Source organism: Streptomyces sp. NBC_01410 (assembly GCF_045040195.1).
Lineage (GTDB): Bacteria > Actinomycetota > Actinomycetes > Streptomycetales > Streptomycetaceae > Streptomyces.
In genome coordinates, this window is sequence record NZ_CP109530.1 from 2848979 (window position 1) to 2875178 (window position 26200).

At 70.3% G+C, this 26200-nt stretch carries 21 protein-coding genes, 1 pseudogene and 1 riboswitch; of the genes and pseudogenes, 9 read left to right on the forward strand and 13 right to left on the reverse strand.

Translation table 11 applies throughout. The annotated features are described in order from the left end of the window. Positions 1 to 23 precede the first annotated feature (23 nt). Positions 24 to 464: an Lrp/AsnC family transcriptional regulator gene (locus tag OG741_RS13080; RefSeq protein ID WP_266476654.1), complete on the reverse strand. Its 441-nt coding sequence runs from the start codon at positions 462 to 464 to the stop codon at positions 24 to 26. Positions 465 to 534: 70 nt separating this feature from the next. Here OG741_RS13080 and OG741_RS13085 point away from each other — a divergent pair, with 70 nt between their 5' ends. After that, on the forward strand, positions 535 to 1170 hold the full coding sequence (locus tag OG741_RS13085) for a LysE family transporter (RefSeq protein ID WP_405597263.1): 636 nt from the start codon (positions 535 to 537) through the stop codon (positions 1168 to 1170). Positions 1171 to 1231: 61 nt separating this feature from the next. Here the strand turns inward: OG741_RS13085 and OG741_RS13090 are convergent, their stop codons facing one another. Both OG741_RS13090 and OG741_RS13095 read right to left on the reverse strand, forming a co-directional pair. Continuing rightward, positions 1232 to 1954: a flavodoxin family protein gene (locus OG741_RS13090; RefSeq protein ID WP_405597264.1), complete on the reverse strand. Its 723-nt coding sequence runs from the start codon at positions 1952 to 1954 to the stop codon at positions 1232 to 1234. A gap of 253 nt (positions 1955 to 2207) precedes the next feature. After that, positions 2208 to 3170: an NADP-dependent oxidoreductase gene (locus OG741_RS13095; RefSeq protein ID WP_405597266.1), complete on the reverse strand. Its 963-nt coding sequence runs from the start codon at positions 3168 to 3170 to the stop codon at positions 2208 to 2210. 143 nt (positions 3171 to 3313) lie between these two features. Here OG741_RS13095 and OG741_RS13100 point away from each other — a divergent pair, with 143 nt between their 5' ends. Continuing rightward, positions 3314 to 3727: a winged helix-turn-helix transcriptional regulator gene (locus OG741_RS13100; RefSeq protein ID WP_405597268.1), complete on the forward strand. Its 414-nt coding sequence runs from the start codon at positions 3314 to 3316 to the stop codon at positions 3725 to 3727. Between the two features lie 10 nt (positions 3728 to 3737). On the opposite strand, the gene OG741_RS13105 is transcribed toward OG741_RS13100, so the two are convergent. The 4 genes from OG741_RS13105 to OG741_RS13120 all read right to left on the reverse strand — a co-directional run bounded on the left by OG741_RS13105 (position 3738) and on the right by OG741_RS13120 (position 9330). Beyond that, positions 3738 to 5732 (reverse strand): ricin-type beta-trefoil lectin domain protein, encoded by a 1995-nt coding sequence (locus OG741_RS13105; RefSeq protein WP_405597270.1) that lies wholly within the window; start codon positions 5730 to 5732, stop codon positions 3738 to 3740. A gap of 315 nt (positions 5733 to 6047) precedes the next feature. Beyond that, positions 6048 to 7973 (reverse strand): ABC transporter permease, encoded by a 1926-nt coding sequence (locus tag OG741_RS13110; protein WP_405597271.1) that lies wholly within the window; start codon positions 7971 to 7973, stop codon positions 6048 to 6050. A 66-nt stretch (positions 7974 to 8039) separates the two neighbouring features. After that, the gene (gene modA, locus OG741_RS13115; RefSeq protein WP_405597273.1) at positions 8040 to 8840 is read right to left on the reverse strand and encodes a molybdate ABC transporter substrate-binding protein; all 801 of its coding nucleotides are present in this window, start codon (positions 8838 to 8840) and stop codon (positions 8040 to 8042) included. 94 nt (positions 8841 to 8934) lie between these two features. Continuing rightward, positions 8935 to 9330: a molybdopterin-binding protein gene (locus OG741_RS13120; RefSeq protein WP_266476645.1), complete on the reverse strand. Its 396-nt coding sequence runs from the start codon at positions 9328 to 9330 to the stop codon at positions 8935 to 8937. Positions 9331 to 9736: 406 nt separating this feature from the next. On the opposite strand from OG741_RS13120, the gene OG741_RS13125 reads away from it, so the two are divergent. Next, positions 9737 to 10993, forward strand: coding sequence for a S8 family serine peptidase (locus OG741_RS13125; protein WP_405597275.1), 1257 nt, complete (start codon positions 9737 to 9739; stop codon positions 10991 to 10993). A 337-nt stretch (positions 10994 to 11330) separates the two neighbouring features. Further along, a complete protein-coding gene (locus tag OG741_RS13130; protein WP_405597277.1) occupies positions 11331 to 11750 on the forward strand; it encodes a molybdopterin-binding protein in 420 nt (139 codons plus the stop codon). A 50-nt stretch (positions 11751 to 11800) separates the two neighbouring features. Here OG741_RS13130 and OG741_RS13135 read toward each other — a convergent pair whose 3' ends face one another. Beyond that, positions 11801 to 12991: an MFS transporter gene (locus OG741_RS13135; RefSeq protein ID WP_405597280.1), complete on the reverse strand. Its 1191-nt coding sequence runs from the start codon at positions 12989 to 12991 to the stop codon at positions 11801 to 11803. Between the two features lie 403 nt (positions 12992 to 13394). Between OG741_RS13135 and OG741_RS13140 the strand changes: the two genes are divergently transcribed. The 4 genes from OG741_RS13140 (at position 13395) to OG741_RS13155 (ending at position 21344) form a co-directional block, all read left to right on the forward strand. Then, the gene (locus tag OG741_RS13140; protein WP_405597283.1) at positions 13395 to 16574 is read left to right on the forward strand and encodes a putative bifunctional diguanylate cyclase/phosphodiesterase; all 3180 of its coding nucleotides are present in this window, start codon (positions 13395 to 13397) and stop codon (positions 16572 to 16574) included. A 71-nt stretch (positions 16575 to 16645) separates the two neighbouring features. Next, complete coding sequence (locus OG741_RS13145; protein ID WP_405597286.1) at positions 16646 to 19921, forward strand: amino acid adenylation domain-containing protein; 3276 nt, start codon at positions 16646 to 16648, stop codon at positions 19919 to 19921. Continuing rightward, entirely contained in the window at positions 19918 to 20706 is a 789-nt protein-coding gene (locus tag OG741_RS13150; RefSeq protein WP_405597289.1) for a leucyl/phenylalanyl-tRNA--protein transferase, read from the forward strand. Before OG741_RS13145 ends, OG741_RS13150 begins: the two co-directional genes overlap by 4 nt. Before the next feature lie 218 nt (positions 20707 to 20924). Continuing rightward, positions 20925 to 21344: a cupredoxin domain-containing protein gene (locus OG741_RS13155; protein WP_405597292.1), complete on the forward strand. Its 420-nt coding sequence runs from the start codon at positions 20925 to 20927 to the stop codon at positions 21342 to 21344. Between the two features lie 14 nt (positions 21345 to 21358). Here the strand turns inward: OG741_RS13155 and tgmB are convergent, their stop codons facing one another. The 3 genes from tgmB to OG741_RS13170 all read right to left on the reverse strand — a co-directional run bounded on the left by tgmB (position 21359) and on the right by OG741_RS13170 (position 24177). After that, positions 21359 to 22291 (reverse strand): ATP-grasp ribosomal peptide maturase, encoded by a 933-nt coding sequence (gene tgmB, locus OG741_RS13160; protein WP_405597295.1) that lies wholly within the window; start codon positions 22289 to 22291, stop codon positions 21359 to 21361. 10 nt (positions 22292 to 22301) lie between these two features. Further along, positions 22302 to 22514: a putative ATP-grasp-modified RiPP gene (gene tgmA / locus OG741_RS13165; RefSeq protein WP_405605538.1), complete on the reverse strand. Its 213-nt coding sequence runs from the start codon at positions 22512 to 22514 to the stop codon at positions 22302 to 22304. A 105-nt stretch (positions 22515 to 22619) separates the two neighbouring features. After that, a riboswitch (cyclic di-AMP (ydaO/yuaA leader) is annotated at positions 22620 to 22775 on the reverse strand. Positions 22776 to 23271: 496 nt separating this feature from the next. After that, on the reverse strand, positions 23272 to 24177 hold the full coding sequence (locus tag OG741_RS13170; RefSeq protein ID WP_405597298.1) for a LysR family transcriptional regulator: 906 nt from the start codon (positions 24175 to 24177) through the stop codon (positions 23272 to 23274). Between the two features lie 112 nt (positions 24178 to 24289). Between OG741_RS13170 and OG741_RS13175 the strand changes: the two are divergent. Beyond that, positions 24290 to 25222: pseudogene (locus OG741_RS13175) on the forward strand (DMT family transporter); the annotation flags it as partial. A gap of 164 nt (positions 25223 to 25386) precedes the next feature. Here OG741_RS13175 and OG741_RS13180 read toward each other — a convergent pair. Together OG741_RS13180 and OG741_RS13185 are read right to left on the reverse strand one after the other, a co-directional pair. Next, positions 25387 to 25698: an SCO5918 family protein gene (locus OG741_RS13180; protein ID WP_405597301.1), complete on the reverse strand. Its 312-nt coding sequence runs from the start codon at positions 25696 to 25698 to the stop codon at positions 25387 to 25389. A 54-nt stretch (positions 25699 to 25752) separates the two neighbouring features. Next, positions 25753 to 26142 carry a CBS domain-containing protein gene (locus OG741_RS13185; protein WP_405597303.1) on the reverse strand — a complete coding sequence of 130 codons (390 nt, stop codon included), beginning with the start codon at positions 26140 to 26142 and terminating at the stop codon, positions 25753 to 25755. Positions 26143 to 26200 lie beyond the last annotated feature (58 nt).

Here is a 26200-nt window from a genome sequence, read left to right on the forward strand (position 1 = left end):
GGCCGGTCAGGGGCAGAGGACGCTCACCTGGCAGGTCCCCCGGTAGCGGCCCGCAGCGCGATCCGGGTGCTGGACTGGGCGACGCCCGCCTCTCGTTTGAGGGTGCGAAGCAGTGCGTCCAGTTCGGCGGGGTCGGCGGCTCTGGCCCGTACGAGATAGTCGTGCGCGCCCGTCACATGCACGACTTCGGTGATGCCGGGCAGCTTCAGCACGACCCGCTCGAACTCCTCGTTCGTCGTGTCGAGCCGGAGTGTGATGTCGATGAAGACGACGAGACCCGCGCGGGAGTCGGCGGTGGGGTCGACGATCGTGGTGAAGCCGCGGATGACGCCGTCGCGGAGCATCCGGCGCACGCGCTCGGCGGCGGCATTGGCGCTGAGGCCCACGCGTACGCCGAGATCGCGGTAGGAGATCCGCGCATCCTCTCGCAGCACACCGAGGATTTCGCTGTCGAGTCGGTCCATACGGCGATTGTCGCAGTACGAGGCGGAATGCGGCCGCGCCGATCACGGTCCGGGCCGGACAGTGTCCGCCATGAGTATGTGGACAACGGCGATGGCGGGCGCGGCGGCGGGCCTGGGAGTGGCGATGCCCCTGGGGGCGGTGGGCGTGCTGCTCATCCAGCAGGGCATGCGCGACCGCCGCGGAGCCGTGGCCGCCGCGGCCGCCGTCGCCGTCGTCGACTGCGCCTACGCCGCCGTGGCGACGGCATTGGGCCCTCTCGTCGCCTCCGCGCTCTCCGGTGTGGAGGCCTGGGTCCGGCTGGTGTCGGCCGCCGTGCTGGCGGTGATCGCGGTACGCGGGCTGCTCGCCTCGCGGCGCCCCCGCCCCGCCGTGGCGAGCGAGGGCGAGGGAGAGGGCACGGGGGCGGGCGAGGGACCGGTGCGGACCTTCACCCGGTTCGCCGCGATCACGCTGATCAACCCCACGACGGCGCTGTACTTCGCCGCCCTGACCACCGCTCAGGGGGCGACCCTGAGCACGGGCGCGGCGGGGGCGGTCTTCGTCGGCGCGGTGTTCCTCGCCTCGCTCGGCTGGCAGCAACTGCTGGTGGCGGCCAGCGGGTTCGCGGGCACGCGGATCTCGGACACCGCCCGGGCATGGACCTTCCGGATCGGGTACGGGCTGGTGGCCGTGTACGCGGTCAGGGTGGCGCTGCCGCTGCCTTGACGATCGTGCGCGCACGGGGCTGCGCGCTGATCATTGCCCCGTGCGCGCACGGTGAACACCTTCAGCGGTACTCGGGGTTGGGGAAGTCGAAGCGAAGTCCCGCATCCCAGCCGGAGCGCTGGTTGCCGTACGCCGGGATGCCGCCCGCGCGCTTGAGCATCGCGGCCATGTGCATCAGGTTCCAGGTCATGAAGGCGGTGTTGCGGTTGGTGAATTCGTTCTCCTGGGCGTGGGAGTCAGGATCCAGATACGAGGGCCCCGGACCCGCCTCACCGATCCACCCGGCGTCGGCCTGCGGCGGGATGGTGTACCCGAGGTGCTGCAGGCTGTAGAGAATGTTCATGGCGCAGTGCTTCACACCGTCCTCGTTCCCGGTGAGAAGAGCACCCCCGACCCGACCGTAATATGCGTACTGGCCCTGCTCGTTGAGGATGCCGGAGCATGCGTAGAGACGCTCGATCACCTGCTTCATCACGGAGCTGTTGTCGCCGAGCCATATGGGTCCGCACAGCACGAGAATGTCGGCCGCCATGACCCGCTCGTACAGCGACGGCCAGGCGTCGGCCTCCCAGCCGTGTTCCGTCATGTCGGGCCAGACACCGACGGCGATGTCGTGATCGACGGCGCGGATCACCTCGGTGGTGACACCGTTCTTCTCCATCATGGCGCGGCTCTTGTCGATGAGGCCCTCGGTGTGGCTGATCTCGGGCGAGCGCTTGAGCGTGCAGTTGACGAACAGCGCGCGCAGGTCGTCGAAGCGGTGCGGATTCTCGCTACGGTCCATCGTGGCCATGGTGATTCCTCGGGTCGCGGGGGAAGCTCCGGGTGAGTACCCCAGCGTGGCATCCGAGCGTGCCGTTACGGCCGGGACGCCCGCGGCGTCAGCGATTCGTAAGAAGGCGCACGACGGCGCTTGAACGGGTGTCATGGGCAGCGTGCAACTGCGCCTGTATCCAACGGCTTTCTCCGGTCGGCTCCATGACGCCCGCGACCGGCCGGCAGCCTGGCAGGCTGCGGCCGGTCTCTGCGGCAGGGGGTCAGGAGGCGACGCGCAGGACGAGCTTGCCGCGCGTGCGGCCGCTCTCGCCGCGGGTGTGGGCATCGGTGGCCTGCTCCAGCGGGAAGACCTCCTCGACCTCCACGCTCACCTCGCCGGCGTCGATGAGTTCGGCGATACGGGTGAGGGCCGGGCCGTCGGGCTCGACCAGGAAGGCGCTGGTGCGCAGCCCCCGGGACTCGGCCGCCTGGAGGAGTTCGGGCGAGACGCCGGCGGGGATCGCGACGATCAGTCCGCCGGGGCGCAGCACGTCGAGCGAACGGGTGCTGGTGTTGTCGTGCACGTCGCCGACGAGGTCGATGACGACGTCGATGTCCTTGGCGGCCTCCTCGAAGCGGACCGCGGTGTAGTCGATGAGTTCGTCGGCGCCGAGTGCGGTGAGCCAGTCGTGGCGGGCGCTGCTGGCGGTGCCGGTGACATGGGCGCCCAGGTGCTTGGCGAACTGGACGGCGAAGTGTCCGACGCCTCCGGCGGCGGCGTGGATCAGCACGCGCTGACCGGGGCGGATGTCGGCGGTGTCCACCAGGGCCTGCCAGGCGGTGAGGGCTGCCAGCGGTACGGCGGCGGCCTGCTCGTGGCTGATGCTCGCGGGCTTGCGGGCGAACTGCCGGGCGGGGGCGGTGACGTACTCGGCGTAGCCGCCGGCCGCGCGGGGGAACCACGGCATCCCGTAGACCTCGTCGCCGGCCTTGAGGGTGGTCACACCGAAGCCGGTCTCCTCCACGACGCCGGAGACGTCCCAGCCCAGGGTGAACGGCGGCTCGCCGAGCACCCCGGCCATGCCGCCGCCGCCCCGGGTCTTCCAGTCGACCGGGTTGATCCCCGCGGCGTGCACCCGCACCAGGACCTCGGTCGGCAGCGGCACGGGCCGGGGCACCTCCTCCACCCGCAGGACGTCGGAGCCGCCGAAGGTGTGCTGCACCACCGCGCGCATCGAGGACATGAGTCGTCTCCCTTGAAACCAAACCAGCCGAAAGGCCACTTATCGGCCCCCGGTCCAGCGGGCTTGACCGTATCCCCAGGGAGGTAGTTACCATCAAGGGAATCTACTTCCCAATGGGAAGCATGCTGCTGAGGAGCGTTCCCGTGACCACCGACTGCCAGACCGGGCAGCACGCCCACCACGATGTCTACGCGGCCCAGTGCCCCTGCCGCGCCATGCTGGACCTGCTCGCGAACAAGTGGTCGGCCCTGGCCATCGGAGCTCTGGAAGGCGGCCCACAGCGTTTCGGCGCCCTGCAGCGACTCCTGCAGGGCGTCAGCCCCAAGGTGCTCACCCAGACGCTGCGACGCCTGGAGGACACAGGGCTCGTCGACCGCACCATCTACCCCGCGGTGCCCCTCCACGTGGAGTACGCCCTGACCGACCTCGGTCACGGCGCAGCTGTTCCGCTGCGTCTGCTGCGGACCTGGGTCGAGGAGAACCTCGACAACTCCACGAGAGTGCCGGGCAGCTCCGGCAGCCCTGCGCTCCCGAAGCTGCCACGAAGCGACACGTAGCTCTCTCCCGTCAGAGTGACGCTCGGTCAGGGTGAGTGGGGGCGGCCTTGATACGAGCCCCGATGGGCTCAGGTCCGGCCGCCGGATCAGCCTCCGCCTTCTCGGGGACCCTCGAATTCAGCGTGACGGTCGCACCCTCGGCCGTCGGCCTCAGCAGGTTCGTCGCAGCCGCCGGGCGCCCCCGGCGCGCGCGCTCCTCGCCCGCAGCGGACTCGGAGCCCCAGCCGGTACCACCGTCGTTGACGCGGCGCACGCTCGAGCGGGCCTCGCCGTACCGCTGCGTCGGCGCGGGCGGCTCCAGGTCCGGCGCCGTGCCCGTTCCGGCGGGCGCACTGCCGGTGTTCCCGGCCGGAGGCATGTTGACCTCCTTGGTCGAGGGATGCCCCGTGTCCGCGCTCGGCCGCGCCCTCGGCACCCGTGCGGCAACGTTGTCAGTGGCCCATCGCTGCCCCGGCGACCCGTCCCTCATCTTGACCACCACCGCCGACCCGGCGTCGGCCGACGCGGGCACGAGAGCCAGTCCCTCGTTCCAGCGCGGGATCACATCGCCCTGGATCGTCAGGTCGTAGCGCACATCCCCCGCATCGGCCGCCGACTCCTGCGTACAGGTGCCGAGTTCGGCGACCCCGTCAAGCTCGTGGGAGTCGAGGCAGAGGTTGACGGCCGCCGCGCTGCGCAGCAGCCCGTCCGTCTCGTACACCCACTGCTGGGTCACCGCCGACGAGCACGCCGCCATCGTCGCCTCCGCACCGGCCTCCACCCTCTGGTCCTTGATGTCGAGGCACAGGTCCGCGCCGAGATTGCGCAGCGTGGTGTTCAGCGGGCCGGTCGGCATCGCGGCGGAGGTGGTGGACGGCTGGGGGCCGGGGTCGGAGGGGGTACGGGATCCGGGCGCGGGCATCGCCGTGACGGAGCCGCTCGGGACGGCGGGCCCCGCGTGGCTGTCGTCGTCGGGCCAGAGTTCGGTGACGGCGGTCGCGACGACGAGCAGGCCGGTCATGATCCCGAGCCCGGTGACGACCGCGCCGCGCCCGCGCGGGCTCAGCGAGAGGCGGGGCAGTGCGCGCGGGCGTCCGCCGCGTGAGTGCCGTCCGGCGCCGCGTACCGCCGCGCGCACTCCGGCGACGCCGGACACCCCCTCCGCCCTGGCGGCCCTCGCCTGGAAGCGGGCGCTGTTGCGGGCGGGCCGTGAGTCGAGATAGGGCTGGGCGGCCCGGCCGAGTACGGCCTCGGCCAGCAGCAGGGCCAGCCGGCCGCCGGTTTGGTCGAGTTGTTCCGCGCCGAAGCGGCAGTGCCGGCACTTCGCCAAGTGCGCCTTGATGTCGGGGATCAGCGTGCCGCCCCGCCGCAGGGACACGTCGAGCAGCCTGCTGAAGTGGCGGCATTCGCTGTCCGGGGCCAGTTCCACGTGCAGCCGCAGGCACGCCGCCCGGAAGATTTCCCGGGCCTGCTCCAGCTGGGCCGCCGCACCCCGCGGATCAATGGCCAGCAAACCGGCCGGTACGGATATGCCCTCGCCCTCGGCCTCGGCGTGCCACAGCAGGCATTGGGCGGGCCCGGGCAATGCCTGGAATGCCCGGGCGACGAGGGTCCGATTCTCCGGGATGGTGAACATGTCGACCGGAACGGAGCGGCCGGTGTCCGGATTCTGGAGTTCTGGCAGTGCGGTGATCCGCTCGTCGGCCGCCCACGCCTTGCCGATTTGACGGGCCGTCACCAAAAGGAGCGGACGAAGCGCTGCCGTCGTCCGCACCTGCCGGAGATTCTCCAGCACCTTGTTGCTGGCGGCCGTGGCGAGCATGGACGCCCCCGTGGCCGATGGAGTGCAGATCGACGTGTAGTCGAAGACGGGTTGCCAGTGCCTCGCCAGCAGCACTGCTACGGGACGTATCTCGTCCGTCCCCCCGCCGGTCCGCAGTGTCGCCGCGAGACCTTCGTCGGAGTCCCCGGAGCTGAGGCCGGTGCGAGAGGGAGGGACGGGACCCGGAGTACGGGGATTCTGCATAGACGTGTTTCCATCCAGGGCATTGCGGTGGGGGGTTGAACGGTTGCCGGTTCCCCGGTCCGAGTTGACGGCCCGGAGAAATTTCTGTCGCTTGAAAGGATGCGCCCTACTTGGTCTATACCGCGGTGAAATTCGAACGACTGAACAAGAAACACCATGTTCAGACGCGAGGAAGCTCACCCTTACACAAACCCCAGGCGGGGAACAAGAGTTCCGGGAACCGGCGACCATTCCGACCGCTGCCGGGAAAGGATAAAGAGTGCTCGACTTTTGTTCAGAGTTGGCCGGTTCCCCGCCCTGTTCGACGATCAATACTCACAGAGTGACAACAACGGCTTCTGTCGCCTTGACACTTGTCCATACGGAAGTCCCCTCGGCGAGGCCGAGTTCGGCTGCCGCCTGAGGGGTGATCTCGGCGACGAGGTCCGGCGCCTGCGGCGAGGCGATCAGGATCCGCAGTCGGCTGCCACTGGCGGTGATCTCCCTGACGGTGCCCGGCCAGACGTTGCGCGGGCTGCCGCCGGGCTTGTCGCGGTGCACGGCGACCGCTTCCGGCGCGATGATCGCCAGCGCCTCGGTGCCCACGGGCAGCGGATCGGCGACGACCAGAAGCCCGCCGCCCGGCAGGGCAAGGCCGTCCGAAGTCGCCGTGCCCGGCCAGGCGTTGCGGCCGAGCATCCGGGCGACCCACGGCGAGCGGGGGTGACGGGTGACCTCGGAGGGCGGCGCGTCCTGGATGGCGCGGCCCTCGTCCAGTACGAGAACGCGGTCGGCCAGCGAGACGGCCTCCACCGGGTCGTGGGTGACGATCAGGCAGACGCCGCCGAAGCCGTCGAGATGGGTGCGCAGGGTGTGGCGTACCCGGGCACGGGTGGTCTGGTCGAGTGCGGCGAGCGGCTCGTCGAGCAGCAGCAGCCGGGGCCGGGCGGCCAGCGCCCGGGCCAGGGCGACACGCTGGGCCTGGCCGCCGGAGAGCTGGGCGGGCCTGCGGTGGGCGAGGTGGCCGACGCCGAGCCTGTCCAGCCAGTCCTGGGCGCTGCGGCGGGCCTGGGCGCGCGGGACGCCGTGGGCGCGCAGCCCGTAGGCCGTATTGCTCAGGGCGCTCAAGTGCGGGAAGAGGGCGCCGTCCTGGGGCACCCAGGCCACGCCGCGGCGGTGCGGGGCCAGATCGGTGACATCGGCGTCGCCGAGACGCAGCACGGCATGGGCGCGCGGGGTCAGGCCGAGCAGGGCGCGCAACAAGGTGGTCTTGCCCGCGCCGTTGGGGCCGACGACGGCGATGGTGGTGCCGGGCTCGGCGTCCAGGGTGAGCTCGTTGAAGCCGGTGACACGGGCGTGCAGCGGCCAGTTCTCGTCGAATACGGGAAAGTCCGCCCGCGGGCCGGCCGGAGGCGGTTCGGGGCTGTCTTGAGGACGCTGTACGCGTGCTGCCCGGGCCGGGGTCCCGCCGGTCCAGCGCCCGCGCAGGGCGACGAGCACCGTCATGGCGATGGCGAGCAGCAGCAGGGACAGCGAGGTGGCCGCTTCCGGCTGGGACTGGAGCAGCAGATAGACCTGGAGGGGCAGAGTCTGTGTGGTGCCGGGCAGATTGCCGGCGAAGGTGATGGTCGCGCCGAACTCGCCCAGCGCACGCGCCCAGGTGAGGGCCGCCCCGGCGACGAGCCCGGGAGCCACCATGGGCAGCGTGACGGTGAGGAACACCCGCAGCGGCGAGGCTCCGAGCGAGGCCGCGGTCTCCTCGTAGCTGGGACGCAGGCCCCCGATGGCGCCTTCGAGGCTGATGACGAGGAACGGCATCGCGACGAACGTCGCCGCGACGACGGCGCCCGAGGTGTGGAAGGGCAGCGTGATGCCGAACGTCCCCTCCAGCCAGGGGCCGAGCAGTCCCCGGCGCCCGAAGCCGAGGAGCAGCGCAACGCCCCCGACGGTCGGCGGCAGCACCATCGGGAGCAGAACGAGGGAGCGTACGAGCGCCTTGCCCGGGAAATCGACGCGGGCCAGCAGCCAGGCCAGCGGCACCCCGAGCAACAGGGAGAGACCGAGCGCCCAGAAGGAGACGAGCAGCGACAGCCGCAGCGCCTCGGTGACGCCCGGGCTGGTCAGATGCGTACCGAGATCGCCCCAGGCGGTCCGGGCGAGGATGCCGATCAGCGGCATCAGCAGGAACGCGATCGCGAGGAGCGCGGGCACGGCGAGCGCGACCGGGGTGGTGCGGATGCCACGCGTGCGCGGAGGTCTCATCGGATGTTCCCGGGGTCTGGTGGCGGGCTGCCCGGCCCCCCGCACCGGGCGGCCCGCGTACGGCGGTTACGGCTGCTGGAAGCCCGCGTCCTTGAGGATCTTCTGTGCCTCGGGCGTGGACAGCCACTGCACGAACGCGGCGGCGGCCTCGCTGTTCTTGGACGTCTTCAGGGTCGCGGCCGGGTACTGGGCGATGGCGTTCTGCGCGTCGGGGATCTCGACGGCGTCGACCTTGCCGGTGGCTGTGGCGGCATCCGTCTTGTAGACGAGACCCGCGTCGGCCTCACCGAGCTCGACCTTGCTGAGGACGGCCCGGACGTTGGGCTCCTCCGAGACCGGCTTCACCACGATCTTCTGGGAGTCCAGGATCTTCTTGCTGTAGCGGCCGACGGGGACCTCGGGCGCTGCGAGGACGACCTTCAGCGTGCTGTCGGCGAGGTCCTTGAGTTCGTCGACCTTCTTCGGGTTGCCCTCGACGGTGGCGATGACCAGACGGTTCTTGGCGATCACCGTCGGGGTGCCGGTGTCGGACCTCAGACCGTCCATGGTCTTGGTGTCGGCGGTGACCAGCGCGTCGGCGGGGGCGCCCTGCTTGACCTGGGCGGCGAGTTCCTGCGACCCGGCGAAGGAGAAGGTGATCTTCGTGCCGGGGTGGGACTTCTCGTACGCGGCCCCGGCGGTCTTGAAGACGTCGGTCAGTGAGGAGGCGGCCAGCACGGTCAGATCGGCCTTCGGCGTGCCGGACGCGCCGGTCTTCGCGCCGCTGTTCTTCTCGGCATCGTCGCTGCCGCAGCCGGCCAGCGGCACGAGCAGGGCGGCGGTCAGGACGACGGCAGCGGTACGGCGCCGGGTGAAGGCGTACGACATGACGGGACTCCTTGGCAAAAGCGGTAGGGAAAGGCCGCGTCGGGGACGGACGACGCCACTGCGGAGGAAGCGGAAGAGGTGTGCTGTCAGCTGCTCAGGTGCGGTCGATGTGCACGCTGGTCGACTTCACGCGGGCGGTGGCCTGCATGCCGACTTCCAGTCCCAGCTCTTCGACGGCCTCCCGGGTCAACAGGGAGACCAGCCGGTGCGGACCCGCCTGAATCTCGACCTGCGCGGCGACATCGCCGAGCTTCACGGCGGTGACGATGCCGGGAAAGGCATTGCGGGCCGAGGTGTACGAGACCTCCTCGTCGCCCGTGCCGCTCTGGGCGACCTCGACCGAGAAAGCGGCCAGATCACGGCCGTCGACAAGGCGCCGACCGCTCTCGTCGCGATGGGTCACGACCCGGCCGGCGTCGGCCCAGCGGCGCGCGGTGTCGGCGCTGACGCCCAGCAGGCGCGCCGCCTGGCCGATTGTGTAGGACTGCATATGCGACACGGTAGGCAGCATGGACCAGCATTTACAAGCCATGGAGCGCTGCTTCATAGCAAATGCCAGATCGCTTGGACGAAGGCCCAAAGCGCAGCCCGGCGAGCGGGCGCCGCCGCCCTCACGGCGGATTCATGAGCCTGAGCATCCACGGCCGGCCCCCGCTACGGACCCATATGGCCCGAGCCCGGAACCGGCCCGGGCGGCGGGGCGAGGCAGCGAGGGTCCGTACAGGGCCACATGGTTGACAGAGGGTCAGAGAATCCCCTGGGCGCCGTATGTCGGGCTGTCGCATCGCCGCAAACCTGCTAGCTGTGAGCGCGATAGCGAACCGAATATTTCCAGGGCAAATGCCCCGGAATTGCCGGGTTGGCTCGCCCTCCACCGCTCTCACGAAAGGTCCGGGATGCCCAAACTTTTCGGCGCCGCCCTCCTTGCTCTGGCCCTGTTGACTGCTTCACCGACTCCTTCCGCGGCCAAGGAGTCCGTCCCGTCCGGTCAGATCCCCGGCCGGTACATCGTGACCCTCGCGGACACCACCACTCGCGGGGAAGCCGAAATGGACGCGGCTGTGGACGCGGCTGTGGAGCAGGCCTCCACCTTCGGTGCCGTGGTGCACCACGTCTACCGCTACGCAGTCCACGGCTATGCGGCATCCATGACCCCGGGCGCCGCGGCCGCGCTCGCCGCCGACCCCCAGGTTTCGGTGCAGCCCGACAAGTGGGTACGAGCCGCCGCCCAGTCGGTCCCGACCGGTGTGAACCGTGCGGATGCCGACCTGAGCCCCACTGCCGCCATCGACGGCGTGGACACCCGGGTCAACGCCGATGTCGCGGTCATCGACACCGGAGTCAATCTGAGCCACCCGGACCTGAATGTGTACAGAGCCGGCGCCAAGAACTGCACGATCCCCTTCCTTCAGCCCGAGGACTTCCACGGCCACGGCACCCATGTCGCCGGAATCATCGGCGCCAAGGACAACGGCATCGGAGTTGTCGGTATGGCACCGGGCGTCCGGATCTGGCCGGTGCAGGTGCTCAACGCCGCCGGCTGGGGCAGCACGTCGGACGTCATCTGCGGCATCGACTACGTCACCCAGCACGCCGACCAGATCGACGTCGCCAACATGAGTCTGGGCGGCGAGGGCACCGACGACGGCAACTGCGGCAGGACCAACGGCGATGCCGAGCACCGGGCGATCTGCGATTCGGTCGCCAAGGGCGTCACCTACACCGTTGCGGCGGCCAATGCCCACGCCGACGCGAAGAACACCATCCCCGCCGCGTACGACGAAGTGATCACCGTCAGCGCCCTGGCCGACTTCGACGGCAAGTCCGGAGGCGCCGGCACCGCCACGTGCCGCGCCGACCAGGACGACACCTTCGCCGACTTCTCCAACTACGGCGCCGACGTCGACCTGATCGCGCCGGGCGTGTGCATCCGTTCCACCTTCAGGTTCGGCGGCTACTCGACGCTGTCCGGCACCTCGATGGCGGCACCCCACGTCGCGGGCGGCGCGGCGCTGTACCGAGCCACCCATCCCACCGCATCACCCCTGTCCGTCAAGACGGCCCTGCAGGCCGCCGGCAGCCTCGACTGGACCTGGCCTTCCCAGGACCCCGACGGCACCAAGGAGAGCCTCCTGCGGGTCTCGTCCTTCTGACCGGCGGTCACCGGACCCGTGGGCGCGCCCCGCTGAGGGGCGCGCCCACGTGCGTCCGGCCCGTCCCGACCGCCGCCGCAGGGTGACGTAGGTCCTGTCCGGTTGATCAGGCCGGATCAGTGAGCGGGGTCTGGCGATGGGGGTCCCCCCGCCGAAGGCAGGGGGCGAGCCCACGCGGAGCGTAGGCGACTACGACAACGGTGGGGGTACGTCCCGTGCCCGAAGGGCTACGGGGGAGAGGTGCCGTGCCAGGGCACGCGAGCCCGGCAAGATCGGCCGGACAGGACCTTAAGCGCGCCGACCGGCCTCCGCCCGCGCCCGTGGCTACGGTGCTTCCATGAGGCTGAGCATCCGCAATCAGATCCCCGGTACGGTTCTCTCCGTCCGTCCCGGCGAGGTCATGGCGACCGTCAAGGTCCGCCTGGAAGGCGGCCAGGAGATCACCGCCGCGATCACGCTGGAGGCCGCCCAGGAGCTGGGCCTCGCGCCGGGCTCGGCCGTACGCGTCCTGGTGAAGTCCACGGAGGTCTCCCTGGCCACGGCCGCGGTCGAGGGCGTGAGCATCCGCAATCAGATCCCGGGCACGGTCAACGGCATCACCTCCGGTGGCGCGATGGCGAGCGTCAAGATCGGTGTCGTCGGCGGCGAGTTGACGGCCGCGATCACGAAGGACGCGGTCGCCGACCTGGGCCTGGCGGCGGGGTCCTCGGTCGTCGCGCTGATCAAGTCGACGGAGATCTCGCTCGCGACGGACTGACGACGCCACTGGCATCGGCAGACCCGGGCGCCCAACCACCCGCGGCGGGCTCACTGCACGCCGGCGCGGGTCAGCCGTGGCAGGGCGAGGGAGACCGTCGCGGCGGCGAGCAGGGCCGCCCCGCACGGCACGCGGTAGCCGGCCGAGGCCCCCGCCACATCGACCACCCATCCGGACGCGGCGTAGCCCAGCGCCACCCCGACGGAGAGGCCCGAGACGAGCCAGGTGATGCTCTCGGTGAGCTGAGAGGCCGGCGCCAGGTGGCTCACCAGCCCCATCGCGGTGATCAGGGTCGGCGCGATGGCCATGCCCGCCACGAAGAGCATCCCGGCCAGCACCGCGAGATTCGGCGCGAACAACAGCGGTGCCATCGTCGCCGCCATCGCGCAGACGCTGACCAGCAACCGCCGCGTGATCGACCCCCGCGGCCTGATCGCTCCGAAGGCCGCGCCCGCCAGGCCCGAGCCGAGCGCGTACACGCCCAGCAGCAGGCCGGAGAACCCTTTGTGTTGGTGCGCGTCGGCGAACGCCACCGTCGCGACCTCCACCGAACCGTAGGCCACTCCCACCGACGTCAGCGTCAGCACCAGCAGGCCGAGTCCCGGGATGCGCAGCACGCTGCCCCCGGGGCGCTGCGACTCGTGGCGCACCGGCGGTTCCGTACGCCGCTGGGCGGCGAACAGGAGGACGCCGACGGCGAGCAGGATCCCGGCCGCCAGCGGTCCTGCCTCGGCGCTGACGCTGGTCGACAGAGTGATGGCCAGTGCCGGGCCGACGACGTAGATCACCTCGTCGAGCACCGACTCCAGCGAGTACGCGGTGTGCAGCAGCCGCGGTGATTTCAGGTAGATCTCCGCCCAGCGGGACCTGACGAGCGCGCCCATGCTGGGCATGCAGCCGGCTACCGCCGCCGCGATGTAAAGCGTCCAGGCCGGGGCGGCGTACCGGGCGCACAGCAGCAGCGCACCGATGGCGGCGACCGTCACGGCCGTCGCCGGAAGGACCACCCGGCGCTGGCCGTGACGGTCCACCAGCCGGGAGATCTGCGGTCCGATTGCCGCGGCGGCGATCGCCTGGGTGGCGGAGACCGAGCCGGCGAGCCACCACTCGAAGCCGAGCTGCGACAGCATGGTGATGATGCCGACGCCGATCATCGCCAGCGGAAGACGGGCAATGAAGCCCGCGGCGGAGAAGGGCAGAGTGCCTGCAGGAGAAAAGATCCGGCGGTAATCGGAGAGCATGGGACTCCACGCTCCATCAGGAGCCGATCGTCGCTGGGCGGATCCGGTCCGGTTTCCGCGTCCTCCATTTTCACGTACGGCGCGGCATCTCGCGACGCGACACGGTATTTCTCCTTGCGCGTTGGGGTATCTCTCCCTGCGCGTGCGGGAAATGGCGAGCCGGGTAAGCTGGGTGAAAGACACGTCGATGTCTATTGGCGAGAAGGAGCCCGTATACCGGCGACCGAGTGTACCGGTGACTGCGTATACCGGCGATCGTGTTCCCGTGCAACCAGGACCGAATCCCGGCCCCGGAGAGATTCTCTTTTTTCAGCCCGATCCCACGGGCTTCTCCGCCGACGCCCGGTGCCGTTCGCCCAGCTCGGTCCGCCCGACAAGTGGCCCTCCCTGGAGGTGAGTTGGGGTGAACCCGCGACTGCGAAGCCTGGCCGCGATGGCCGCCGTCAGCACATGCATCATCCTGCTGACGGCGCTCTACTACACATTTCCGCAGAATCGGCTGATCTTCGTAGGAATTGGAGCGCTCGGCGTCATCGGCATTTCCCTGGGTGTCTTTCTCAACCGCCCGGCGCATCGACTCCCCTGGCTGTTGCTCGCCGCGGGAAACTTCGCCTTCGCCGCGGGCCAGGCCACCCAGATCATCCTCATCGACTTGCTCCAGGAGGAGATGCCGTTTCCGTCGATCGCCGACGGCTTCTATCTCGCGGCATATCCGCTCTATGCGGCCGGGCTGCTGGGCTTCGTCCACTGGCGCACGGGGTGGCGCGACCGGGCGAGCCTCGTCGACGCACTGACGCTGACCGTCGGCCTGGCGCTGCTTTCGTGGATCTTCCTCATCGATCCGCTCGCCCACATCGAGGGTCTTACCTGGGTGCAGAAGGCGTTCTCCATCGCCTATCCGCTCGGCGACATCCTCGTACTGGCGATGCTGCTGCGCCTGCTCGCCGGCCGTGGCGGCAGGAGCCCCGCGCTCATGCTGCTCACCGCGGGCACCGTCGGCCTGCTCGCCGCAGACGTGGCTTACGGCCTGATAGTACTGAACGGAACGTGGCGCACGGGTAGCGTCGTCGAGCTCGGCTGGGCCGTCCTGTACGGCGCCTGGGCGGCCGCCGCGCTCCATCCGTCCATGCGGTCGCTGACCCAGCCCGTGGCATGGCGCGGTGAGACCGGTGTGGGCCGGCTGAGCCTGCTCACCCTGGCGTCGCTGATCGCGCCGGCCATCCTCCTGATCGAGGCGCTGCGCGGCGTGAGGTCCAATGTCGGCGTCATCGGAGTGTTCTCCGCGGTGCTCTTCGTCCTCGTGCTCTACCGCCTGGCGGGCGTGGCGGCGACCCACCGGCAGGCGGTCGGCCGGGAGAAGGTGCTGCGTGTCGCGGTGTCATCGCTGGGCGGAGCGCGCGACGTGCGGGATGTGGCCGCCTCCGCCCACTCCGCCGTGACGGAGCTGATGCCGCACGGCCCGCCGCGTTCCGTGCTGCTCACCCCGCCGGACAACACGCTCTGGGTGAACGGGGCGGACGGCGGCGTACACGGGCCCGCGGCCGAACGGGTGACCGCAGCCGTACGGGAACTGACCGCGTCCGGCGAGAACCGCCTGGTGCCCCTCGACGGTCTGGGGCCCGATCTCGCCGACTGCCTCACGAGCCAGGACGAGGAGCCGAGCCGCACCGACCAGGCGCTCGTCTGCCCGCTCAGCTCGCAGGATCACCCCTCGGGCGATCCGCTGATCGGGGCGCTGATCGTGGCCGGGGACGAGCAGGACCTGCTCGTGCTCCGCGAAACGCTGGCGACTCTCGCCGCTCAGACGGCACTTGCCGTGGCACGGGTCGGCCTTGCACAGGAGGTCAACCGGCGCAACAGCGAGGTGTACTTCCGCACGCTGGTGCAGAACGCCTCCGACGTCATCCTGATCCTCGACGACGACGACCGGATCCGTTACGCCAGCCCTTCCGCCGACCAGGTGCTCGGCATTCCGGACCTGGAGGGCACCCTCCTCATCGATCTGGTGCCGCCGCAGGACAGCCGCGGGGTGGTCGAGACGCTCGGCCGGATACGGACCCGCGAACACCAGGGCAGGCGCGAGCACTGGCGCATGGTCCGCACCGACCGGGCAACCATCGAGGTCGAGGTGAGGTGGAGCGACCTGCGCGAGGAGGCGACCGTCGGTGGAGTGGTGCTCACCCTTCAGGACGTGACCGAACAGCGCAAGCTCGAACGCGAACTCACCCACCAGGCGTTCCATGACCCGCTCACCGGCCTGGCCAACCGCATCCTCTTCCAGGAACGGGTCAACCACGCACTGGTTCAGGCTCAGCGCGACGGCACGGTGGTCGGCGTGCTCTTCGTCGACGTGGACGACTTCAAGGTCGTCAACGACATACACGGCCACAGTGTGGGCGACGAACTCCTGGTCGCGCTGTCACTCCGGCTGTCGACCACCGTCCGCGCCTCCGACACCGCCGCGCGCATCGGCGGCGACGAGTTCGCACTGCTGGTGGAGGGCTCCATTGGACCCGAGGGCGTGGAGCGGTTCACCGAAAACGTGATGACCGTGTTCGCCGAGACGTTCCGGCTCAGCGTGGGGCCGGTGAGCACATACGCGAGCATCGGCGTCGCGACGACGGAGGACAGCATCGACTCGGTCGAACTGCTGACACACGCCGATCTCGCGCTGTACGCGGCGAAGACGGCGGGCAAGCGCCAGTGGCGCCGCTACCAACCGGAGCTGCAGAGCGGCATGGCCGAGCGTGCCAAGTTGCAGGAGGGCCTGGACAGTTCGCCGATCGAGACTTCGTTCCTGGTGCTTTACCAGCCCATCGTGGAGCTGGCCAGCGGGCGGATCTCCGGCTTCGAGGCGCTCGTTCGCTGGCCCTCCACGCGCGGCATGGTGCTGCCGGAGCAGTTCATCACGCTGGCCGAGGAGAGCGGGCAGATCGTACCGCTCGGCGCCTGGGTGCTCGATCAGGCCGCGGCCGAGGCTGTCCGGTGGCAGGGCTCCGTGCTGCGCGACGGGACGGCCGACCGCATCCAGCCTTACGTCAGCGTGAATGTGTCGCCGCGTCAGTTCCGGGACGCCGAGTTCTACCAGGTGATCCGGCGCGCCCTGGATCTCTCCGGCATCGAACCGTCGTCTCTCGTACTGGAACTGACCGAGAGCGTGCTGATGTACAACGACGAACGCATCCTGGCCGAGATGAGTTCGCTCACCGACCTCGGGATCCGCATCGCGATCGACGACTTCGGAACGGGCTACTCGTCGCTGAGCTATCTGCGTGAGTTCCCGATCTCGATACTCAAGATCGACAAGTCGTTCGTCGACGAACTCGGGCGCTCGCCCGAACAGTACGCCCTTGTCGAGGGCATCACCCATCTCGCGGACACACTCGGCCTCACGGTGATCGCCGAAGGAGTGGAGGACGTGAGGCAGCAGGAGTTGCTGACCTCCATTGGCTGCAAGTTCGGTCAGGGATACCTCTTCGCCGAGCCGGTCAGCGCCGAGGAGGCGGAGCAGCTCGTCCTCGCACCGCCGCTCGGCCGCCTGACCGGATTGCCTGAGGAGGCGCCCGCGGAGAGGAAGCGGTGATGGACCCGGTCTCTCCCTCGGGGGGCGCAGGCCGTGCTCCGCAGGACGCCGCGGGAGGCAGGAGACCCAAGGTGACAGAAGGCCAGGACGCTCCGGCGGAGTCGGCCGCGCCGTGCGTCGTGCTGCGCAACGACGAGGAGCAGTACGCGATCTGGCCCGCCGATCGCCGGATTCCGGACGGGTGGCGCCGGATCGGCGGACCGGCGTCCGCCGCGGAGTGCGGGAGCCTGGTCGAACACCTGTGGACCGACATGCGGCCCGCGAGCGCCCGCGCCGAGGGGCGGCCTCCGGGATCCGGGCCGGGCACCGTGCCCGAGCTGGTCCGGGAGCGGGCGCGGGATGAGCCGTCCGCTCTCGCGGTGCTCTCGGACGAGGGCCGGCTCAGCTACGCCGAGCTGACCGGCCGCGCCGACCGGCTTGCCCTCGAACTGCGGGAGTCGGGCGTCGGCGCGGAGTCCGTCGTCACCGTGTGCCTCGACCGCGAGCCCGAACTGATCGTCGCGCTGCTGGCGGTGCTGGGCTCCGGCGGCGCGTTCCTCCCTCTCGACCCGGCGACTCCGCAGCAACGGATCGTCGCACTGGTCGGGGAGACCGGTTCACGCCACATCGTCTCGAGCCGCGAGCACGCCCCGTTGTTCGCCGGGTGCGAGGCGCGGATCGTCTACGCCGGGGAACAGGCCACCCAGGGACCGCTGGAGGGAATTCCGCCGGCACACGGCCCCCAGCCGGACGACCTGGCATACGTGATCTACACCTCCGGATCCACCGGGCCACCCAAGGGGGTGATGATCACCCACCGGTCGCTGGCCCACTCCCTCGCCGCGGTGGCCCGGGCATACGAACTGAGGCCCGACGACCGGGTGCTGCACGCCGCGGCGCTCGGCTTCGACACCTCGCTGGAGCAGGTCTTCGCCACGCTGATCAGCGGCGCGACGCTCGTCCTCGCGGGAACCACGACATGGGCACCCACGGACCTGCTGCACCGCCTCCCCGAGCACGGGATCTCCGTCGCCGACCTGACCCCCGCCTTCTGGCACCGGATCGTCTCCGTCGCGGACCGCGGCGAGATCCTCGCGTCGCTGAGGCTCGTCATCGTCGGCGGCGAGATCGTCACCGCGAAGGACTGCCGCGCCATTCTGCACCGGATGCCCGGCGCACGGCTCGTCAACGCCTACGGGCTCACCGAGACCACCATCACCTCCACACTCTGCGACCTGAACGAGGAGGTGCTCGCGGCCCCGGACACCGCCGTAGCCCCGATCGGAAGGGCCCTGGACGGGAGTCACGTCCATGTGCTCGACGCCGAACTGCGCCCGGTGCCGGCGGGCGAGCGCGGCGAGATATACATCGGCGGCGCGGGGCTGGCGCGCGGTGTCTGGCGGCAACCCGCCCTGACCGCCCAGCAGTTCCTGCCCGACCCGCACGGCTCCGCTCCGGGGGACCGGATGTATCGCACCGGGGATCTGGGCCGCATGCGCCCGGACGGCAACCTGGAAATCCTGGGCCGGGTCGACGACCAGATGAAGATCCGCGGGTTCCGGGTCGACCCGGCCGAGATCGAGGCCGCGCTCGTCTCCCACCCGGAGATCGGCCAGGCGATGGTGGTGGCCCGGGCGCGCGACAACGGCGACCGGCACCTCATCGCGTACTACACGCTGGCCGCACCGCCGGCCGGCGGCGAGGCGGCGCTGCGCACGCGGCTGCGGTCGGCACTCGCCGAGGTCCTGCCGGGCTACATGATCCCGGCGGCCTTCCACGCGGTGGAACAACTGCCCGTCGCGCCCAGCGGAAAGCTCGACCGCAAGGCCGTGCCCGAACCCAAGCCCGCGGCGACGACGCCCACCGCCGACGACCGCCCGGTGCCGCAGGGGATGGCCCAGTTGTGGGGCCAGATCCTGGGTGTGGAGTACGTCCGTCCGCACGACGACTTCTTCGAGCTGGGCGGCAACTCGCTGCTGGCCATGGAGATGCTCGCCCGGACCCGCGTCATCTTCGGCATCGGCGTCACACAGATCCGCGAGCTGACCCGCTCACTGCTGCGGCAGCCGATGCTCGCCGCTTTCACCGAGTCCGTGCGCCAGGCACGTGCCGGCACACTGGCCCACCCGGAAGGCGGGAGCGTCGACTTCGCCGCCGAGACCGATCGGAGCGTTCCGGCGATAGGCCATGACGCGCCGGCTCCGCACCCTGAGCAACCCGGCGACGTCCTCCTCACCGGGGCGACGGGGTTCTGCGGCGCGTACATGATCGACGAGCTTCTGCGCAGGACGACGGGACGGATCCTGTGTCTGGTCAGGGCCTCCGACGAGCTCGACGGCATGGAGAGGATCCGCGCGAGTCACAAGCGGTACGTCCTCAGCGATCTGTCCAGCGAGCGTGTCCAGCCGGTCGTCGGCGACCTGGCCAAGCCCGGACTGGGGCTGCCTCCCGGCCTGTTCGAGGAGCTGGGGTCGACCATCGACGCCGTCTACCACTTCGGCGGCCAGGTCAACTTCATCTACCCGTACCACGAGTTGCGCGCGGCCAACGTCGAGGGAACATACGAGATCATCCGCCTCGCCGCCGACAGGGCAGTCCCCGTCCACTTCACCTCCAGCATGGCGGTGCTCGCCGGATTCGGGCCGGCCGGGGTGCGCGAGGTGACAGAGAGCACGCCGCTTCGCTTCCCGGACTATCTGTCGGTGGGATACGTGGAGGCCAAATGGGTCGGCGAGGCGCTGCTGAAGAAGGCGTCCGATGCGGGCCTGCCAGTCGCCATCTACCGCCTGATGGACATCACGGGCGGCAGCGGAACCAGCGTGATGAACACCAGCAGCGAGTTGGCCGCCCTCTTCGGCTTCATCGCGCGGACCGGGCTGTGCCCTGACGTCCGGCTGACGCTGGACTTCCTGCCGGCCGACCACCTCGCCCGCGCGATCGGACACATCTCCACCCACCATCCCGCACGCGGCGAGGTCTACCACCTCACCAACCCCCGTTCCACGCTGCTGCATTCACTCGCCGAGCGCCTGCGCCAGCGCGGTTACCCGGTCCAGGAGATCCCCTACGCCGAGTGGATAGCCGTTCTGGTGAAGTACGCGGCCGGGCACCCCACCGACCCGATAACCCCGTTCGTCCCGCTCTTCGTCGACCGTTGCAGCCGCGCCGACATCACCGTGAGCGAGATGTACTTCCAGGGCGTTTTCCCGGAGTTCACCCGCGACAACGCGGAACGGGCGCTGACGGACGCCGGGATCGACATTCCGCCGGTGGACGCGGAGATGATGGACCGCTTCATCGACTACCTTTCCCAGGCCGACTACGTCCGGCCCGGGAACAGCCAAGGGCACGGAGCGTCACGGTGGTGAACCGATGCCCCGACTGGGAGGCGCTGGACGTACGCAAAGCGGCGCCCGACGGTCCGGTGGCCTTCTCCGCCGACCTCAGTCCCGCCAGCCTCCTGGCGGCATACCGCGCCGGGGTCTATCCGTTCCCGGCGTCCGACGAGTACACCCGCGTCCTCAACGAGGTGGTCTTCGCCGATCAGGTCGAAGAGGGCCACATCCCGCTCGTGGGGGAGGAATCGGCCGATCCCTACGCCGTCTCCTGGTGGTCGCCCGACCCCAGGCCGGTACTGCCCGTCTCGGCCGCGCACCTGAGCCGGAGCCTCGCCCGGCGGGTGCGCAACCAGCTGCCGTGGTCGACGAGCCTGGACCAGAGGTTCGAGCAGGTCGTCCGCGAATGCGGCGCCGACCGCGACCCCCTGTGGCTCACCGAAGAGCTGATCGCAAGCTTGATCCGCCTGCAGGAGCTGGGTCATGCCCACAGCGTCGAGGTGTGGGAGGACGGCGATGTGGTCGGCGGCGTCTTCGGCCTCCAGGTCGGACCGGTCTTCAGCATGGACTCGATGTTCTTCCACCGTCCCGGTGCCTCGAAGGTCGCGGTGTCCGACCTCGCGGCGCGCTTCGCAGAGGCGGGCGGCGCGCTGCTCGACGCGCAGCGGGACAGCCCGCACGTCCGCGGCCTCGGCGCCCATCTCGTACCGCGCGAGCAATACGTGCGGGACCTGCGCGGCACCGCGCCGGGCAGCCTCCCGATACCCACCGCCACCTTGCCGGCCGGCCGCCTCGCCCAGCCGAGGGGACCGGGCTGACCGCGCCCGTCGCGTCGCTCACCCATTGGGTGAACCATGTCGGCGCTCCCCCGCCCGCCCGGGATGAAGCGCGGCTCCCGTCGGCATTCAGGTGAACGGCACCGCGACTGGCGGTACCGCCCTGGCGAGCGCCACCGAGGACGGCGAACCTGAATGCGGCGGCCGATCACCAGCCGCGCCCAGACCACGGCATCCCTCGTCGGAAAGGTCCGCCCGGCATGTCACTCACCTATCCGGACCGGGTCCACACCGCCCTCAGGGTGGGCGGAGCCTGCGTCCTGCTTGCCCTGGCCGGCTGTTCGAGCAACGGCGACGGCAACGGCAATGACACCGCCACCCCCGCAACCACCAGCGCCTCATCCGCCCCAAGCACCTCCAACGTCGGCGCGGCGAACATCGCGATCAAGAACTTCACCTTCATCCCGGCGACACTTCAGGTACGCCCCGGAACGAAGGTCATCGTCGAGAACCAGGACTCGGTCACGCACACCCTGACCGCCACCGGGGACAAGCCATTCGACACCGGCGACATCGATCCCGGCGAAACAGCCACCTTCATCGCTCCGTCCACATCCGGCAGCTATCCCTACATCTGCACCATCCACACGAACATGAAAGGCACCCTCACCGTGAGCTGACGCCCCGGGTCGGCTCACACCGCAGGACCCAAAGCCAGCCAGGCTGCGACGGCTTCGGCGATGGGCTGACCGGTCTCCAGTTGGACGAAGCCGAACTGCCCGCCCTGATTGCACTCCAGGAACCACCAGGTGCCGTCACCGTCCTCAGCGAAGTCGAAGGCGCCGTACGCGAGCTGGGCGAGCGACATATAGGCGCCGACCGCCTTCGCGATGCGGGTGGGTACCTCGGCCGGAGCCCAGGCACCGCCGTTGTCGGCGAAACGCCAGTCCACCTCGTCCGGGTCGGACGCCCGCCGCGCGGCGAACAGCTCGTCCCCCACACAGGTCAGCCGGATGTCCGCACGCTTGGGCACGCGCTGCTGCAGGAGCGTGGGGCCGGCGGTCACCGCGCCGAAGTCGGCGTCCGGCCCGACGGGGGTGGTGGGCAGTGCCAGCGCCGGGTCGCCGGGATGCGCTCCCGAAACCGGCTTCACGACGAGGTCCGGGTACTGGGCGGCGAACTCGCGCGCAACCCGCGGAAAGCCGGTGATCAGCGTGGGGGGTACGGCGAAGCCGCTGCGGTGGGCGACGCGCAGCTGCCACGGTTTCCAGCGGGCCTGCGCGGCGGCCGCCGGATGGTTCATCCAGCGCACCCCTGTGCAGTTCAGCGTTCCGTACAGGGCCTGTTCGGCCTCGGCGGTGAGCCATGCGGACTGATGGGCGGCACGCGCTGCCGGACGGCCGGGCCTGCGTACCCAGACCGAGCGCAGTCCGCTCATGCTCACCACACGACCACCGGCCGACAGGTGCCCGTCGAAGTCGCCCCGCACGTATTCGGCCGACACGGCAACCTGGCCCGGGAGATCGGCAGGATCCAGGCGTACGACCGGGACTCCCGCTCCATCCAGGACGGACACCACCATGTCCGCGGTCACGTCCTCCTCGCAGGTCAGTACGAGCACGGTCATGGGGCGACCGTCAGTCATCGAAGTGCGTCTGGGAACCGGCGGTGGACGTGGTGGTGCCGCACGCCAGCAGCAGGTCGCGGTCGCTGATGGCCGGGCGGCCGTCGGGCAGGACGTTCAACTGACGCAGGGGGTCATAGGCGTAGGGGACCACGGCCGGCGGGTTCACGGCGGGCCGGGCGTAGTTCAGTGCGAACGGTCTCGCGTCCCAGCCCGTCGAGACCACGGTGCCGCCGGTTGCTGCGGTTTCGGCGTCGATGGGGCCGTCGAGCCGGCGGGTGGTGGCGTGGGGGTGTGGGACGCGGTGTCTTCCGACTGCGGATATCACGGTGGCTCCTACTCCGAACGCCTGCGAGGTGAGCTGTCGGGTTCGGGCTGGAGAGTTGCCCGGCCGTGGTTCTCACGGCTTCACCCCAAGCCGCCGGATACGCGTTGTCCCGTACGGCGCAAGTGGGTCCCCCGCTCCTGCCTGCGGTGTGGTGATGTGCTGCCGCGCGCCGGGGGCAGGATTCGGCGGTCCGGCCGCGCGGTGTTCGACTTCTCCGAACGCCGAGCACGTTAGGGGGACCTTGTGTTCGAGCACAAGGTCTCCACAAGCGGACTTGCATCAACTGGCTTTTCCTACAGGGGAGTTCGTGATATGTACGCCCGGTACCCCCGGTAAGGGGGGATGCGTGCAGGCGTTTGCGTGTGGACAATCCAGGCTGCTATGACGGTGTCGACCCGCGACCACAGCGCGTCTGGCGGGCGGCCATCGGCTGCGTCCCGCGCGGCGGCTGGGTGAAGTGGCGGGGTGGAGGCCGAGCAACTGGCGGACCCCGACCAGGTGCGGATCAGCGCCCGGCAGCACGGCAAGGAGATCTTCGCCAGCGTGGTCACCTCACCCTGGCCGCCGTACCCAGCGCGCACGGCGCCTGACATGCGCCCCTTACGCCCCCGCCGCAGACCCGCACCCCGTAGGCCGCGGTCAGTCCGACCGGGGCTCATCGGGCGGGGTCGGCGGTGGCGGCCGCGTCCCGCAGCGCGTCCAACAGGCCGCGCAGGGCCGGCTGTTCGAGGGCGGTCTCCCGGGCGGCGGCCGAGATCACCCGGAGCGGCTCGGGGTTGCGGACCGGGCGCACGACGACACCGGGGTGCTGGTTGCGCAGCCCGAGCCGCGGCATCAGACCCACGCCGAGACCGGCCGCGACGAAGCCCTGCGCGGTGGCGTAGTCCTCGCTCTGGATGACGAAGTCGGGGCTGAAGCCGGCCGCCGCGCAGGAGTCGATGACGGGTTCGAGGCAGGGGCCGGGGGGCTCGCTGCCGACCCACTGCTCACCGGACAACTCGTGCAGGTCGATCACCTCCTTGCCGGCGAGCGGATGGCCGTGGGGCAGTACGGCCGCGTACGGGTCGTCGAGGAGGTGGACGAGCCGGAAGCCGTTGCCTGTGCGGTGCTGCGCCTGGACGACCACGGCCAGGTCGGCCCGGCCCCGCGCCACCTCCTGGAACGGGTCCTCCGGGTCGGTGAGTTCGAGGTCGACGCGGACGCCGGGGTGCTCGGCGCGGAGTCTGGCCAGGGCGGGCGCCACCAGCGTGGAGCCGGCCGTGGCGAAGTAGCGGACCGACAGCCGGCCGGTGCGTCCGGCGCGGAGGTCGGCGAGCGCGGTCTCCGCCTGGGCGACCGCCGAGCCGATCAGCGCCGCGTGCTCGGTGAGCAGCAGCCCGGCCGCCGTGGGGCGCACCCCGCGGCCGACCCGCTCGAGCAGCGCCGTACCTGCCTGTTTCTCCAGCGCCGCCACCTGCTGGCTGACGGCGGACGGGGTGTAGCCCAAGTGGGCCGCGGCGGCGGTGACCGTACCGCTGGTGACCACCGCGCGCAGGACCTGCAGTCGCTTCACATCAAGCATGTAGCACAGGTTAACAGTATGAGTAGAACCATTTGCTTGTCCTCAAATCTTAGCTGAGGCACCTTCGTAGGACAGCGACGAGAAACCCACCGAACGAGAATGGGGAAACGCCATGAGCGACAACAGCGGTGCGCGGGGCCTGTGGGGTGGATTACGGGTGGCCGTGCTCGCCCTGCTGTGGGGCTCGACCTTCCTCTGGACCGAGCTGGCGCTGCGCGGGCTCTCCCCGCTCCAGGTCACGCTCGCGCGCTGTGTCCTCGGTGCGCTCGTCCTCGTCGTCGCCTGCTACGCGACGGGGCACCGGCTGCCGAGAGGCGTCGCCGCCTGGCGGCACATCGTCGTCGCGGCCTTCTTCTGCAACGCCCTGCCGTTCGCCCTGTTCAGCGTGGGCCAGCAGACCGTCGGCTCCGGGCTCGCAGGCGTCCTGAACGCCACGACCCCGCTCTGGTCGATCACCCTCGGTCTCGCCCTCGGCTCGGAGCGCGGGCTGCGGCCCGTACGGCTGGCGGGTCTTCTGCTCGGCTTCACCGGCACGATCGTCATCTTCGCCCCCTGGCAGACGACCGGCGCCACCGGCTGGGGCGCCCTCGCGATCCTGGGCGCCGCCGCCAGCTACGCCGTCGCGTTCACGTACATGGGCCGCACCCTGGTCCGCAGGGGCACGGCCACGATCTCGCTCTCCGCCGCCCAGCTCGTCGCCGCGAGCGGACTGACCGCCCTCGCGGTGCCGATCGGCGGCCTGGAGTCGATCGACCCCGGCCCGACGGTCCTGGTCGCGGCCGTCGTCCTCAGCGTCTTCTGCACCGCAATCACCTTCCACCTCACCTACCGGATCATCAACGACGAGGGCGCGACCAACGCCGCCGTGGTCGGCTATCTGCTGCCGGTGGTGTCCGTGCTGCTGGGGGCGGTCGTCCTGGGCGAGGACCTGAGCGTCCGGGTGGTGCTGGGGATGGCCGTGGTGCTGGCGGGTGTGGGGATGACCCGGCGGCGGGGGGCGGCTGCGGAAGCTGTGGCTGCTGCCGAAGAACCGGCCTGTACCGCGTGGCGATCGAGGACGTCAGTGCCTGGACCATGGGCGACTTCAGCTACTCCGACCACTGACCCCCGCCGCTTCGAGAAGCCGCCGGTATGCGGTGAGGGCCCGACCGGCGCATGCCGATCGGGCCCTCACCGCTGTTTTGGTGGCGGCTCGCGCCTGCCCGTCGGTCAGACGACCGCGGGGGCGCCGAGCATCGCGGAAGCCTGTTGGAACGGGTTGAGGACGCGCGTGGGCGCGGCGGCCTGGGGAAGGCCGCGGCAGGTGAAACCGAGCTGGGTCATGGCCCGGAGGACTTCGCCGGCGCTGAAATCGCGGCGGTCCTGGCGTGTGACGATCTGGCCGACCTGCTTGACGGGGTAGGTGCGGCGGCCGATGATCACGGACTCGCCGAAGACCTGCTCGGGCCTGATGCCCTTCATCGATTCCAGTACGCCGCTCTTGGTGAGGTCGAACGGGAAGCGGGCGATGACACAGCGCATGATGCCTCACAAGGAGAAGAACGAAGGGGGATGGTTCTGCCGTGGTGAGGCGGTTCAGCCAGCAAGGGCGAGGACGCCCAGAGCACTGCCTCGTTCGTCGACGACAGGCAGGGCATCGAGCCGGCGGCAGCGCATCGCGTGCTCGGCCGGGGCCATCGAGGTCACGGGCGAGGTGAACGGCTGGCGGTCGCCGAGGATGTCGCGCAGCTGGACCCGGTCCGTGTACGCGGAGCTGTCGCGGACTGCGGCGATCTGGGCCTGGGTGACCAGTCCGGTGCACAGGCCGTCGTTGTCGCAGACGAGCAGGTGCCCGGTGCGGGCGCTTGTCATGACGGACAGGGCGACCTCGATGGTCATGTCGTCGCAGACCTGCGGTGCGCCTGTGTCCATGGCGTCGGTCGCCGTCCTGTGTACGGGGGTGGCATTCGCCGAGCGGGGCTGCATCTGAACCAGCGTCGAAACGTGCCTCCTGCAGAGATGGGCCAGTTTCCTGATCACGAAG